The organism is Streptomyces specialis (assembly GCF_001493375.1).
GTDB lineage: Bacteria > Actinomycetota > Actinomycetes > Streptomycetales > Streptomycetaceae > Streptomyces > Streptomyces specialis.
This window is the reverse complement of the sequence record NZ_LN929897.1, coordinates 655306-668351: the sequence shown is the minus strand read 5'-3', so window position 1 is coordinate 668351 and position 13046 is coordinate 655306. Positions and strand designations below refer to the sequence as shown.

Here is a 13046-nt window from a genome sequence, read left to right as displayed (position 1 = left end):
GCCCGTGTTAATTAAGGATTAGGTGGCTTAGTGTAGATGAGATGTGGTTAAGTGACTGTTGTTGTTTTTGCTCAAGCAGGAGGCGGCATGGGAGATTACTGCCTCTCTCGTGGGCTGGGATATGTGTATAAGAGACAGGAGCAGCACCACGGCGAAGGCCACCGCCACCGGCCGCTCCGGCCGCGCCCCGCCGACCGGACGGCGGCCCCGCACCAGCAGGGCCCCGGCGGCGAGGAGACAACAGACCACCCAGCCCGCGGTGACCCGGGCGGACGCCCCGAGCGCCCAGGCCGCCGCCGCCCAGGCCGCCGCGGCGGGCGGCACCAGCCGCAGGTCGCCGGGAAGCTCCTGCCTCGGGTGGGCCGCGCCCAGCCGGTGACCCGAGGCGGCGTGCACCGGGTGCCGCCGGGCCGCCGGCCGGTCACAGCCCGACACGGTCCCTGAGGTCAGCCAGCCTGCGCTCCCCGATCCCGGAGACCTCGCCCAACTGCTCGACGGAGGTGAAGCCGCCGTTCTCCTGGCGATAGGCGACGATGTGCTCCGCCAATACCGGCCCGATGCCCGGGAGAGTCTGGAGCTGCTCGGGCGTCGCCGTGTTGAGACTGACCAGGCCCCCGACCGCCGCTCCGGCTGTCCCGGCCGCCGCCGCGCCCGGCACCGGGACGGGGGCGGCCACCGCGTCGGCGCCGAACAGGATCTGCTCACCGTCGACCAGCGGCCGGGCCCGGTTCAGCCCCGCGCTGTCCGCCCCGGGCTCGCCACCGCCCGCCGCCTCGATCGCGTCCGCCACCCGGGACCCGGCGGGCAGCGTGTACAGACCGGGCTCACGCACCTCGCCCGCCACGTCGACCACCAGCTCGGCGGCGGCGACCGCCGACATCGAGGGCGAGGCGACCGGCGTCGCGGCGGGCACCTCCCGCTCCGCCACGGTGACGGCCCCGGGCCGCCCGGTCGCGTACTGATGGGCGGCGATCCCGGCCGCCACCAGCAGCACCACCGACAGCGCGGCCAGGGTCCGCGTCTCCATCCCGCACCGCGACCTGACCCACGGCGGCAGCCGCTCCCCCACGGCCAGCCGCGCCCGCCGCCACGGCGAGAGCCGCACCGGCGGAGGCGCCGGGGACGGTGGCGACGGCGACGGCGACGGCGACGCGGCCAGGGACGGCGATGGGGCTGACCCTTATAAACATCTCCGAGCCCACACGACAGGCAGAAAGAACGTATGCCGCCTTCTGCTTGAAAAAAGGGGACTGTCTGGGTTCCTCGCCTCGTCTCCATGGCACGGGACGCTAGAGCCCGCCGGATCCCCGTGGAGGCGCCGGCCGGAATCTGTGGATAACCCCAGCTCTGTGGAAAACTTCGTCACCGACCTGAGTACAGCTTCGCGCCAGGGCTTGTGCGGCCCTCGGCCAAAGGCAGAGGATCAGGCCATGACCTCGTCGGCCGCCCCCGCCGACACCGATGACCGGTGTCCTGCGGCGACGCGGCGTGCCCTGACGGCCCTTCTGCTGCTGGGCGCTGCCCTGTTCCTGGCCTTCCTGTTCGCCGGATCGGCGCGCGCCGAGCAGTCCGGCGGCCCGCCGCCCTCACCGGTCGCGGCGCTGACGCGGCACCTCCCGGCGTTGCCGGGACAGCCCGAGCCGGGACAGCCCGAGTCGGGGCAACAGCGGTCCGGACAGGAGGAGTCGAGGCAGCAGCCGGGGCAGCCGGGGCAGCCGGGGCAGCCGGAGCCGGGATACCACCAGTCGAGGCAGCAAGAGCCGGGCGGCGCGCCGGACTTGGCCGCCGAGCGGGCTCCCGTGGTGCCCGCCGCGGTCGACGTCACGGTCCGGCCTTCCCCACCGGCCGGGGACCGGGCCCCGGAGCAGGCCGCCGGCGAGGTCCCGGACCAAGCCGCGGAGCGCGCCGGTGAGCAGCCCCCCGCCGGTGCGTCCCTCGACGGGATAGGCAGCGCGGCCGGGTCCGCGCCCCGCGCGATCGAGCCCGTGGTGAGGGGCGTGGCCGCTCACCTTCCGGTGGTGCGCGCCACTCTGCCCCCGTTCTCCCAGCCCCCCGGACAGGACCGGGCCGGTCATGGCCACGGAAAGGGAAACGGCCACGGGAACGGTCACGGTCGCGGCGGCAGTGCGGAAGACCGGGGCACCGGCATATCCGGCGGGCCCGACCGGGAGGCCGCCGGCACCGCCACTCCTGAGCGGGACGAGCGCGCCGACGCCTCCGGCTTCGGTCCGTCCGCTCCCTCCGCCGCGCCCCCTGCCGCGGCGGCGGCCCCCACGGGGGCGTCGACAGCCCCGTCCCCGCCGTCCCCGGCCACGTTCCGGCCGGACGACGCGGCGCCGGGCGACGACGGACCGTCCCCGTCACCCGGCCCGCACCACACCGCCGACCTGGGGCGCAGTGCCTGTGACCACACCCCGCGCGGTGTGGACCAGCCGACCGCCCTGCCTTCGGGCCACCCCCTGCTCTCCGGCGAGGACCAGCTCCCCACCGGGCCGGACCACCCGCTGCGCGACCGCCCGTACGGCGTTCTCGTCCTGCCGGGCTGACGCGGCGCCACGCGCTCCTCGCGCGTGCGCTCCGCTCACCATCAGCCCGAAAGAAGCAGGACAGAGAGCACCGTAGATGTTCATATCCCGCGAAAATCCGGCATGCCGCCCCAGCGTCGTGGAGGGGCCGTGAAGAAGACCGCCGAGGAAGTCATCCAGATACTGGTGGCCTACGACGCCACCCAGTGCGCGCACGCGGCGGCGCGCATCGTCGGCTGCGACCCGAAGACCGTTCGCCGCTATGTCGCGGCCCGCGACACCGGCCGCCCGGTGGCCGCACCCGTCCGCCGCCCCCGGCTCACCGACGTGTACGTGGAGAAGGTCGAGGAGTGGGTCGACCGCTCCCAGGGGCGGCTGAGCGCGGCCCGCGCCCACGAGCGGCTGGTGGAGATGGGATTCGACGGCACCGACCGCACCACGCGGCGGCTGGTGGCCGAGGCCAAGGCCCGCTGGCGCGCCGGAGTCCGCCGCACCTACCGGCCATGGGTCCCCGAGCCCGGCCTGTGGCTGGAGTTCCGGTGGACGCAGGGCCCCACCGTGCCGGGCCCGGACGGGCGTCCGCGCCGGACGTCCCTGTTCCACGCCTGGCTGCCCTGGTCGCGGTTCCGCGTCGTGATCCCCTCCTGGGACCGCACCCTCGCGTCGCTGGTCTGCTGCCTGGACACGGCGCTCCGCACCGTCGGCGGCGTCCCCGCGCACCTGCTGACGGCCCCCGGCGCCGGAGCGGGCATCCGGCACTCCGACCTCGCGGAGGTCGGCCTGCACTACGGCGCCCAGGCCCGGGCCCGCGTTCCGTACACACCGGACTCGATGGGCGACGGCCGGTGGGCCGAGATCCGCATCGCGCCGGCCGATCTGGTGCCCATCGGCACCGACCTCCGCCAGCGCTACCCGTCGTTCGCCGCGCTGCGCTCCGCCTGCGCGCTGTTCACCGAGCGGATCAACACCGGGAACGAGCGGATCCCCATGGAGCGCCGGCGTCTGAGCCCGCTGCCGTCCGAGCCCTGCGCGCTGGCCCTCGGCCGGCGGCGGACCGTGGACGGCGACCGCGCCATCGCCTACGGGGCCCGGCGCTATCCGCTCCCGCCCAGCCTGGCCGGGCGCGACGTGTGGATCCGCGCGGCCGACGGCGAGCTGGTCATCGTCGCGGACCTGGCCGGCCCGACCCGGCTCGCGGAGGTGGCACGGCACCGGCTGCCCGCCCGGGCGCCGCGGGAGCGGGCCTTCCGCGTGGGCTGAACGGCCAGGGCCGGCCGCCGGTCTCCACCGGCGGCCGGCCCGCCCCGCCTTGTACCGCCCCGCCTTGTACCGCCGCGCCGCGGGCCGCCGCGCCCGGTCGTCTCACCTCGGTGAGCCGACCACGCCCAGCAGCCCGGGCCCGGTGTGCGCGCCGAGCACCGCGCCCACCTCGCCGACGTGCAACTCCGCGAGCCCCGGCAGCCGCCGGGTGAGCCGTTCGGCCAACTGCGCGGCGCGCTCCGCCGCCGCCACATGGTGGACCGCGACATCGACCGGCCCCGCCGCCGCGTGGTCGACGGCCAGCCCCTCCAGCCGCGCGATGGCCTTCCCCGCGGTCCGTACCTTCTCCCGCAACTCGATGCGCCCCTCGGTCAGTTCGAGCAGCGGCTTCACCGCGAGCGCCGAGCCGAGCAGGGCCTGCGCCGCGCCGATCCGGCCGCCGCGCCGCAGATGCTCCAGGGTGTCGACATAGAAATACGCGCGGGTCGCCTCGGCACGTTTCACCGCCCCGGCCACCGCCTCGTCCAGCGTGCCGCCGACCGCCGCGACCTCGGCCGCCGCCAGCACCGCGAAGCCCAGCGCCATCGCGACCATCCCGCTGTCCACCACCCGCACCGGCACCGGCGCCTCGCGCGCCGCGACGACCGCCGCGTCATAAGTGCCGGAGATCTCCGAGGACAGGTGCAGCGAAACGATGCCCGTCGCGCCCGCCTCGGCCGCCGCCCGGTAGGCCGCCGCGAACAACGGGGGCCCCGGCCGCGATGTCGTCACCGGCTGCCGCTGCCGCCGCGCCTGTTCCAGCCGCCGCCCCGCCTCCGCGGTGCCGTCCTCCAGCGCCTCCCGGCCGAGCACCACCGTCAGCGGCACCACCCGGATCGCGTGGCTCGCGACCACCGCCCGCGGCAGGTAGGCCGTGGAATCGGTGACGATGGCGAGAGAGCGGGGCATAGAACGGAGACTACTGGAGCCGTTCGCGGACCCCGGAAGAGCACCGGCGGGATGCGCGTCCGGGATGTGACCCACATCGCCGGCAAAGAGTTCACGGCCCGCCGCCCGCCGGTAAAGTCCGTCCGGGGAAGACCGGGAAGACCAGGCAGACCGGGAAGACCGGAACGACCGGGCAGACCTGCGAGACCGGGGAAGCGAAGGGGGGCCGCCCGTGCCGGAGACCGCCGCGCGACAGCGACGGCGCGAGGAGCTGAGCCGCTTCCTCCGCTCGCGCCGTTCCCGCCTCACCCCCGACGAGTTCGGCATCGCCGTGTCCGGCCGCCGCCGCACCCCCGGGCTCCGCCGCGAGGAGGTCGCCGTGCTGGCCGGGGTCGGCACCTCCTGGTACACGTGGCTGGAGCAGGGCAGGGAGATCAACGTCTCGGAGTCCGTCGTCTCCGCCATCAGCCGCGTGCTGCGCCTCAGCCCCTCCGAGCGGTCCTATCTGTTCCGCCTCACCGGCCTGAAGCCGCCCGCCCACCCCGACCCGGAGGACGCGCGCCGCGACACCGCGTTCCTGGAACGGCTCGCCGAGACCGTCGACCGCTGGTCCCCCAACCCGGCCCTGGTCAAGGACCGCTTCTGGAACGTCCTGGCCGCCAACGAACCCGCCGCCCGGCTCCTCGGCTTCACCCCCGACAGCGGCAACATCCTCCTCGCGTTCTTCACCGACGATCACCGCCACGAGCGGTACGCCGACGCCGGCGAACTGGCCCGCGACACAGTCGCCCGCTTCCGTGCCGAGGTGGCCGACTGGTTCGGCCACCCCCGCCTCGAAGCGCTCGTCGCCGAACTGTGCGACCGCAGCCCGGACTTCTCCGCGCTCTGGCACGGCCACGACGTGTCGGAGACAACCGGCCACCGGACGAAGGAGATCCGGCACCCGGACGCCGGCCCGCTCGCCCTGTCCGTGCTGACCTGGGACCTCTCCGCCCACGAGGGCGTGCAGCTCATCCTCCACACCCCGGCCGACCCCGCCACCCAGACCCGGCTCGCCGCCCTCTTCCCGCGCGCCTGAGCCCCACGGCTCCCCGGCAGCCGCGGCCCGTGGCCCGCGGCCCGTGGCCGAGCCTGTCACCGCCACCACCACCATCGGCACCACCAGCCCCGGCGCTTCCGGCCCGCCCCGCCGCGCCACTAACGTGCGGTGCGTCCCGGGACCCCAGCTCACCGCACCAGAGAAAAGGCTGACCATTCCATGTGCCACAGCACCGACAGCAGGCCGCCCGCCGCCCCCGACCCCGGCACCGTGGCCGGCGCCGGGCCCGTCGAGCTGACCTCCCGGGACGGCACCGCGTTCACCGGCTTCCACGCCCGCCCCGGCGAGCCCAACGGCCGTGCCGTGCTGATCCTGCCCGACGCCCGGGGCCTCCACCCGTACTACGAGGAGCTGGCCCGCCGCTTCGCCGAAGCGGGCTTCGCCGCCGTCGCCCTCGACTACTACGGCCGCACCGCCGGCCCCGGAAGGCGCGGCGACGACTTCGACTGGGAGCCGCACTACGCCGCGCTCGTCCCCGACCGCGTCGCCGAGGACGCCGCCGCCGCGGCCGGCCTGCTCGCCGAACACCACCCCGGCACGGCCGTCTTCTCCGTGGGCTTCTGCATGGGCGGCGGCCACTCCTGGCGGCTGTCCGGCACGGGCCTTGGGCTCGCCGGCTCCATCGGCTTCTACGGTCTGCCCGCCCTGGCCGAGGACCGTCTCGACGCCCTCGACGCGCCGCTCCTGCTGCTCCTGGCCGGCGACGACGCGGCCACCTCACCGGAGCGGTTCGCGGCGTTCACCGCGCGGCTGGACGCGGCCGGGAAGACGTACGAGCGGCGGGTCTACGACGGGGCGCCGCACTCCTTCTTCGACCGCGCCGACGAGCGGTGGCGGGAGTACGCGGCCGACGCCTGGGAGCGGATCCGCGACTTCACCGCCCGGCACGCGGAACGGGTCCCCGCCGCATGAGCGCCGAATCCCGTCTCGCGCGCGGCCGGCGCACCCTGGCGGAGCTGGGCGGCGACGGCGAGGCCGTCTTCGCGGCACTGGCCGACATCGCCCCCGACATGGGCCGCTACGTCGGCGAGTTCGTCTTCGGCGACCTCTACGGCCGCCCCGGCCTGACCGTCAGGGAACGGCAGTTGCTCACCCTGGCCTCGCTCACCGCGCTCGGCGGCACCGAACGGCAGGTCGCCTTCCACCTCGGCCTGGCGCTCAACGCGGGGGCCACGCCGAACGATGTGGTGGAGACCCTGCTCGCCGGTCTGCCGTTCGCCGGCTTCCCCCGCACGGTCAACAGCCTGATCGCCGCGCGGGAGGTCTTCGCCGCACGCGGCCTCCTGCCGGTGCCGGCGGCACCCGACCCGGACTGAGCACAGCCGCTCAGTCCCCGTCCTCGACCGCCTCGCGCCGCACGGCGCCCCGGTCGGTGACCTGCCCGAACCCCTGCTCCCCGGTGATCTGCCCGGTCACCGGGGACCAGTGGCGCAGCGCGTTCGCCTCCAGCGCGATCTGCTCGTGCAGGGCGTCCAGGCCCGCCGTGTCGTCGTGACGCGCGCGGTCCTGGGCGGCCTGGCGCAGCGCGTCGGCGGACGACCGGATCCGCGCCGTCCGCCCCCGGAGGTCCGGCAGGCGGGCGGAGACGCGGGCCCGGTCGGGTTCGGCGGCCATCAGCAGGGCCAGTTCGCCGTCGAGCCGTTCCGCGTGCTGGGCGAGCTGGTCCAGGAGCCCGAGCGCCTCCCGCAGCGCGGGATCGCGCCCGGCCCCGGCGGACAGCGTGCCGCGGGTGCTGTCCAGCGACAGCCGCAGCTCGCGGCGCATGCGCGCCAACTCACCCATCAGGCCCGGCTGGGCGGACCGCGCGGTCAGCGCGGCATCGGTCAGCGTGCGGCGGACCTCCCGCCGGGCACGCGTGATGCCGCGCCGCGCGGCCCGCACGCCGCGCACGACCACCGCGACGAAGACGCCGAACACCACCAGGGACAGCACGAGCCAAGCGATGACTATCTCCATGAATCCCCAGGGTAGGTCCCGGCGGCCGGATCAGGCGGGCACGATGTTGACCAACTTCGGCGCGCGCACGATGACCTTGCGGATTCCGGCCCCGCCCAGCGCCGCGACCACCCCCGGATCGGCCACCGCCAGTGCCTCCAGCTCAGCGTCGGAGACGGTCGGCGGCACCTCCAGCCGGGCCCGCACCTTGCCCTTGACCTGCACCACGCACGTCACGGTCTCGTCCACCAGATACGCCGGGTCGGCGACCGGGAACGCCTCGCGCGTCACGCTGCCGGCGTGCCCCAGCCGGTGCCACAGCTCCTCCGCGATGTGCGGCGCCAGCGGCGCGACCAGCAGCACCAGCGTCTCGGCCGTCGCCCTCGGCACCCGCGGCAGCTTGGTGACGTGGTTGTTCAGCTCGGTGATCTTGGCGATCGCGGTGTTGAACCGCAACTGCTCCAGGTCCGCGGTGACGCCGTCGATCGCCTTGTGCGTGACGCGCAGCGTCTCCTCGTCCGGGTCGTCGGCGACGACCGTGACCTCGCCCGTCGCCTCGTCCAGCACATTGCGCCACAGCCGTTGCAGCAGCCGGTACTGGCCGACGACCGCCCGGGTCTCCCAGGGCCGCGACACGTCCAGCGGACCCATCGCCATCTCGTACAGCCGCAGCGTGTCGGCGCCGTACGCGGCGAAGATCTCGTCGGGGGCGATCACGTTCTTCAGGGACTTGCCGATCTTGCCCAGCTCGCGCGTGACCGGCTCCCCCTGGTGCACCCAGCCGCCGTCCCGCTCCTCGACCTCGGCGGCGGGCACCGGGAAGCCGCGGCTGTCCCGGTAGACGTACGCCTGGATCATGCCCTGGTTGAACAGCTTGTGGTACGGCTCGTCCGACGAGACGTGCCCCAGGTCGAACAGCACCTTCTGCCAGAACCGCGCGTACAGCAGATGCAGCACCGCGTGCTCGGCGCCGCCCACGTACAGGTCGACACCGCCGGTCGGCATGCCCTCGCGCGGGCCCATCCAGTAGCGCTCGATGTCGGGATCGACCAGCTTCTCGCTGTTGTGCGGGTCCAGGTACCGCAGTTGGTACCAGCACGAACCCGCCCAGTTGGGCATGGTGTTGGTCTCGCGCCGGTACCGCCGGGGCCCGTCGCCCAGGTCCAGGGTGACGTTGACCCAGTCCTCGTTGCGCGACAGCGGCGTCTCGGGCCGCGTGTCGGCGTCGTCCGGGTCGAACGTCCGCGGCGCGTAGTCGTCGACCTCCGGCAGCTCCAGCGGCAGCATCTCCTCGGGCAGCGGGTGGGCCACGCCGTCCTCGTCGTAGACGATGGGGAACGGCTCGCCCCAGTACCGCTGGCGGCTGAACAGCCAGTCGCGCAGCCGGAAGTTGACGGTGCCCTCGCCCAGGCCCCGTTCCTCCAGCCAGGAGTTGATCCTGCTCTTGGCCTCCGGCACGGTCAGCCCGTCCAGACTCACCTCGGCCGACGCCGAGTTGACGACGCGCCCGTCCTTGGCGTCGAACGACTCCTCCCACGTCGCCGGGTCCGTGCCCCGCCCGTCGGTCGGCTCGACGACGCACCGGACCGGCAGCTCGAAGGCCCGCGCGAACGCGAAGTCCCGGCTGTCGTGCGCCGGAACGGCCATGATGGCGCCCGTGCCGTAGCCCAGCAGCACGTAGTCGGCGATGAAGACGGGAATCCGCTCGCCGTTGACCGGGTTGACCGCGAACACGCCGGTGAAGACGCCGGTCTTCTCCTTGGTGTCGGCCTGCCGCTCCACGTCCGACTTCGCGGCGGCCTGCTTGCGGTAGGCCGCGACCGCCTCGGCCGGGGTGGCGTGCCCGCCGGTCCACACCGCGTGCGTGCCCTCCGGCCAGGCGGCGGGGACGACGGCGTCGATCAGGTGGTGCTCGGGCGCCAGCACCATGTAGGTGGCGCCGAACAGCGTGTCCTGGCGGGTGGTGAAGACCGTGACGGTGCCGCCGTCGCCCTTCTCACCGACCGGGAAGTCGATCCGGGCGCCCTCGGACCGGCCGATCCAGTTCCGCTGCTGGAGCTTGATGGCCTCGGGCCAGTCCACGGTGTCCAGACCGTCCAGCAACCGGTCGGCGTACGCGGTGATCCGCATGTTCCACTGCCGCAACTTCGCCTTGAACACCGGGAAGTTGCCCCGCTCGGACCGGCCGTCGGCCGTGACCTCCTCGTTGGCCAGCACGGTGCCCAGCCCCGGACACCAGTTGACCGGCGCCTCGGAGGCGTATGCCAGCCGGTACCCGCTCAGCACGTCGGCGCGCTCGGCGGCGGTCAGCTCCCCCCACGGCCGCCCGTCCGGCGTGGCCCGCTCGCCCGTCTCGAACGCCGCGACCAGCTCACCGATGGGCCGCGCGCGGCCGGCGTCCCGGTCGTACCACGAGTTGAAGATCCGCAGGAAGATCCACTGCGTCCACCGGTAGTACTCCGGATCGATGGTGGCGAACGAACGCCGCTGGTCGTAGCCCAGGCCCAGCCGCCGCAACTGGGTCTTGTACGTCCTGATGTTCGCCTCGGTGGAGACCCGCGGGTGCGTGCCGGTCTGCACCGCGTACTGCTCGGCCGGCAGCCCGAAGGCGTCGAAGCCCAGCGTGTGCAGCACATTGTGCCCGGTCATCCGCTGGAAGCGGGCGTACACGTCGGTCGCGATGTACCCCAGCGGATGCCCCACGTGCAGCCCCGCACCCGACGGGTACGGGAACATGTCCATGATGAACTTCTTGGGCCGTGCCGCCTGCTCCGGATCGTCCGCCAGGTCCCCGCTCGGGTTGGGCGTCTCGTAGGTGCCGTTCCGCTCCCAGTGGTCCTGCCAGCGCGCCTCGATGTCCGCGGCCAGGGCGGCGTCGTACTTGTGTGTCTCGCTCATCGTCTCCGGCACTCCATCGGTCGTCTCTGCCACGCAATGAAAAAACCCCTCGCACAGGAGGGGGAGCCGCGCTGGCGTCGTGTCGTCGTTCCGTCAGCGCGGCCACGTAAGCAGAAGGCGTACGGCACGCATGCCGACAGGGTAGCGCACCACCGGGAACCGGCCCCCGCCGGAAAACACGGCCCCCCCCTGCGCGCCCGCTGCCCACGCTCACCTCGGGCCGGGCTTCCGGCCGGGGATACGGCAAAGATGACAACGTTCGCGCCTGCTACTCCCGTCGCGTCCGGGCCGTCCCTAGCCTGCCGGGGACGCACAACAGCTCAGGAGGGGACCCGACCATGCGCTCACGATCACTTGTCCGTCGCGCCGCGTTGCCCGCGACCTTACTGGCCCTGCTGGCGGCCGGATTCTCGGCCCCAGCGGCCGAGGCCGGCCTCCTTCCCCGCCCGGCGGTGGAGCAGGACTTCAACGGCGACCGCTACCCCGATGTGGTCATGGCCACCCCGTACGCCGCCGGCGTCACGGTGATGTACGGCTCGGCCTTCGGCGTCTCCCCGTCCCGGTCCGACACCCTCACCGACCCGGACAACCCGGAGTACCCCATCGCCAACTACTTCGGCGAGACCGTCACCAGCGGCGACCTGGACGGCGACGGATACAGCGACCTCGTGGTCACCGCCCGCACCGCACCGGTGGGCGAGCGCGACTGGGGCGTCGTACGGATCTACTGGGGCGGGCCGCGGGGCCTGGACTACGGCCACACCTCCATCTCCTCCCCCGACGCGGGGGCCGCCTCCGCGTTCTTCGCCGTGGACACCGTGGTCGGCGACTTCGACGGGGACGGCCGCCAGCAGCTCGCGGTGCTGGGCTACGAGGCGCTGTACGTGTACGACGACGGCTTCTCACGCTCAGGACCGTCCGGGGTCCGGATCATCACGGACGGCCTCGGCGACTTCGCCCAGGACGCCGAGGGCCTGGTCGCCGGGGACTTCGGCGGTCGGGGATACGACGATCTCGTGGTGCACGGGTCGACGGTCCCGGGCGACACGGGCCGGAACTGGCTGCTGTCCTACCCGGGCGGCCCCGGGGGCACCAGCCGGACCGCGGTGGACTTCTACGAGACGGACCACGTCATCGGTTCCGCGGCCGTGGCGGACCTGGACCGCGACGGGGACGACGATCTGGTCACCGGCCAGCCGACCGCCCACTCGGACAACCCGGGCTACTACGGACGGGTCGCCATCCACTACGGGCAGCCCGGGGGGCTGACGGAAGCCGCGCCCACCTACATCGACCGCGACACCCCCGGCATCCCCGAGGTCTACTACCGCAACGACTCCTTCGCCGCGAGTGTCGCGGCGGGCGACATCACCGGTGACGGCTACCCGGACCTGGCCGTCGGTGCCCCGGACACGGAAATCGGCGAGGATTGGGCCGGACAGGTGCTCCTCATCCCCGGTTCCCCGAGCGGACCGACCGGCGCGGACACGGTGGCGATCACCCAGGAAACGCCCCGCGTTCCCGACGCGTCCGAGACGCGCGACGAGTTCGGCGCCGATGTCGCTCTCCTCAACACCGACCTCGACCGCACCCCGGAACTGATCATCAGCGCACCGGGCGAAGGCATCGGCGACGTGCCGGTGTCCTCCGAACACGGCGCGGTCTCGGTGGTGCGGTGGTCGCGCCTGACCGACACGGTGCGCGGTGGCACCCTGTTCGACGCCACCGACTTCGGACTCCCGCTGGAGGACGTCCAGTTCGGAAAGGTCCTCGCGGACTGACCGGCGGCCCGAAGCCGTAGGACGCCACTCACCCACACCACAGAGGCCGGTTCCCGATCGGGAACCGGCCTCTGACCTGTGGAGCTAAGGAGAATTGAACTCCTGACCTCTTGCATGCCATGCAAGCGCTCTACCAACTGAGCTATAGCCCCTTGCCACTCCGCCTCGGTATTTCCCCTTCGGGGCTTCCCCTCGGCGGCGATGCCTACTGTACACGCCACCCCGGCTCGTTTGCCAAATCGGTTCCGGGGCGGGCCGGGGGTGGGGTCAGACGCTCGCGAACGAGTAGAAACGCTTCAGCGCGCAGTGCTCGTCCAGCAGGCGGCCGTAGATCGGCTCGCCCTCCAGCTCCCGGTACACCTCGATCGGGTCGCCCTTTATGATCAGCGCCCGCGCGCACTCCACACACCAGTACTGGTAGGCCACGTTGACCGGTTGGAGGTCACGGACGATGGGCGTGCCGGCCCCGCACCAGTCGCACTTCCTGCTGTGTGCACCCATGCGCTATCAGCTCCACCCTCGGTTGTGGGCCGTGCACACGAGGCATACCCCTCCGTCGAGCCGGGCGATCACGACCGGAAGGTCCCGCTTCCGGCGTAGTGACGATTCTGCCACGGCAGG

At 73.4% G+C, this 13046-nt stretch carries 12 protein-coding genes and 1 tRNA gene; 6 read left to right on the top strand and 7 right to left on the bottom strand.

Annotation, left to right across the window (positions count from 1 at the left end):
- Positions 1-27 precede the first annotated feature (27 nt).
- Positions 28-435: a hypothetical protein gene (locus BN2279_RS31635; RefSeq protein WP_059013409.1), complete on the bottom strand. Its 408-nt coding sequence runs from the start codon at positions 433-435 to the stop codon at positions 28-30.
- The gene (locus BN2279_RS25660) at positions 422-1105 is read right to left on the bottom strand and encodes a ComEA family DNA-binding protein (RefSeq protein ID WP_234348083.1); all 684 of its coding nucleotides are present in this window, start codon (positions 1103-1105) and stop codon (positions 422-424) included. The genes BN2279_RS31635 and BN2279_RS25660 overlap by 14 nt, the downstream gene beginning before the upstream one ends.
- 325 nt (positions 1106-1430) lie before the next feature.
- Here BN2279_RS25660 and BN2279_RS29625 point away from each other — a divergent pair, with 325 nt between their 5' ends.
- Together BN2279_RS29625 and BN2279_RS25650 are read left to right on the top strand one after the other, a co-directional pair.
- Complete coding sequence (locus BN2279_RS29625) at positions 1431-2546, top strand: hypothetical protein (RefSeq protein ID WP_059013407.1); 1116 nt, start codon at positions 1431-1433, stop codon at positions 2544-2546.
- A 129-nt stretch (positions 2547-2675) separates the two neighbouring features.
- On the top strand, positions 2676-3785 hold the full coding sequence (locus BN2279_RS25650) for a hypothetical protein (RefSeq protein WP_059013406.1): 1110 nt from the start codon (positions 2676-2678) through the stop codon (positions 3783-3785).
- A gap of 102 nt (positions 3786-3887) precedes the next feature.
- Here BN2279_RS25650 and BN2279_RS25645 read toward each other — a convergent pair whose 3' ends face one another.
- Positions 3888-4733: a DegV family protein gene (locus BN2279_RS25645; RefSeq protein WP_059013405.1), complete on the bottom strand. Its 846-nt coding sequence runs from the start codon at positions 4731-4733 to the stop codon at positions 3888-3890.
- A gap of 211 nt (positions 4734-4944) precedes the next feature.
- On the opposite strand from BN2279_RS25645, the gene BN2279_RS25640 reads away from it, so the two are divergent.
- From BN2279_RS25640 to BN2279_RS25630, 3 genes are all read left to right on the top strand, one after another.
- Positions 4945-5790, top strand: a complete 846-nt coding sequence (locus BN2279_RS25640) for a helix-turn-helix transcriptional regulator (RefSeq protein WP_059013404.1) — start codon at positions 4945-4947, stop codon at positions 5788-5790.
- A 180-nt stretch (positions 5791-5970) separates the two neighbouring features.
- Positions 5971-6723, top strand: coding sequence for a dienelactone hydrolase family protein (locus tag BN2279_RS25635; protein WP_059013403.1), 753 nt, complete (start codon positions 5971-5973; stop codon positions 6721-6723).
- Entirely contained in the window at positions 6720-7127 is a 408-nt protein-coding gene (locus BN2279_RS25630; protein ID WP_059013402.1) for a carboxymuconolactone decarboxylase family protein, read from the top strand. Before BN2279_RS25635 ends, BN2279_RS25630 begins: the two co-directional genes overlap by 4 nt.
- Before the next feature lie 10 nt (positions 7128-7137).
- Here BN2279_RS25630 and BN2279_RS25625 read toward each other — a convergent pair whose 3' ends face one another.
- Together BN2279_RS25625 and leuS are read right to left on the bottom strand one after the other, a co-directional pair.
- Positions 7138-7767 carry a hypothetical protein gene (locus BN2279_RS25625; protein ID WP_199827798.1) on the bottom strand — a complete coding sequence of 210 codons (630 nt, stop codon included), beginning with the start codon at positions 7765-7767 and terminating at the stop codon, positions 7138-7140.
- A gap of 30 nt (positions 7768-7797) precedes the next feature.
- Positions 7798-10644: a leucine--tRNA ligase gene (gene leuS, locus BN2279_RS25620; protein WP_104531136.1), complete on the bottom strand. Its 2847-nt coding sequence runs from the start codon at positions 10642-10644 to the stop codon at positions 7798-7800.
- 338 nt (positions 10645-10982) lie between these two features.
- Here leuS and BN2279_RS25615 point away from each other — a divergent pair, with 338 nt between their 5' ends.
- Positions 10983-12425, top strand: a complete 1443-nt coding sequence (locus BN2279_RS25615) for an FG-GAP and VCBS repeat-containing protein (RefSeq protein ID WP_079032496.1) — start codon at positions 10983-10985, stop codon at positions 12423-12425.
- 79 nt (positions 12426-12504) lie between these two features.
- On the opposite strand, the gene BN2279_RS25610 is transcribed toward BN2279_RS25615, so the two are convergent.
- Positions 12505-12577: transfer RNA gene (locus BN2279_RS25610), tRNA-Ala, on the bottom strand.
- Positions 12578-12692: 115 nt separating this feature from the next.
- The gene (locus BN2279_RS25605) at positions 12693-12926 is read right to left on the bottom strand and encodes a hypothetical protein (RefSeq protein WP_049575784.1); all 234 of its coding nucleotides are present in this window, start codon (positions 12924-12926) and stop codon (positions 12693-12695) included.
- Between the last annotated feature and the right edge of the window lie 120 nt (positions 12927-13046).

Bases quoted from the DNA above. Each gene is read 5' to 3' on its own strand.
- BN2279_RS29625 (WP_059013407.1), top strand. From the start codon at position 1,431: ATGACCTCGTCGGCCGCCCCCGCCGACACCGATGACCGGTGTCCTGCG.
- BN2279_RS25645 (WP_059013405.1), bottom strand. From the start codon at position 4,733: ATGCCCCGCTCTCTCGCCATCGTCACCGATTCCACGGCCTACCTGCCG.
- BN2279_RS25635 (WP_059013403.1), top strand. From the start codon at position 5,971: ATGTGCCACAGCACCGACAGCAGGCCGCCCGCCGCCCCCGACCCCGGC.
- BN2279_RS25630 (WP_059013402.1), top strand. From the start codon at position 6,720: ATGAGCGCCGAATCCCGTCTCGCGCGCGGCCGGCGCACCCTGGCGGAG.
- BN2279_RS25625 (WP_199827798.1), bottom strand. From the start codon at position 7,767: ATGGAGATAGTCATCGCTTGGCTCGTGCTGTCCCTGGTGGTGTTCGGC.
- leuS (WP_104531136.1), bottom strand. From the start codon at position 10,644: ATGAGCGAGACACACAAGTACGACGCCGCCCTGGCCGCGGACATCGAG.
- BN2279_RS25615 (WP_079032496.1), top strand. From the start codon at position 10,983: ATGCGCTCACGATCACTTGTCCGTCGCGCCGCGTTGCCCGCGACCTTA.
- BN2279_RS25605 (WP_049575784.1), bottom strand. From the start codon at position 12,926: ATGGGTGCACACAGCAGGAAGTGCGACTGGTGCGGGGCCGGCACGCCC.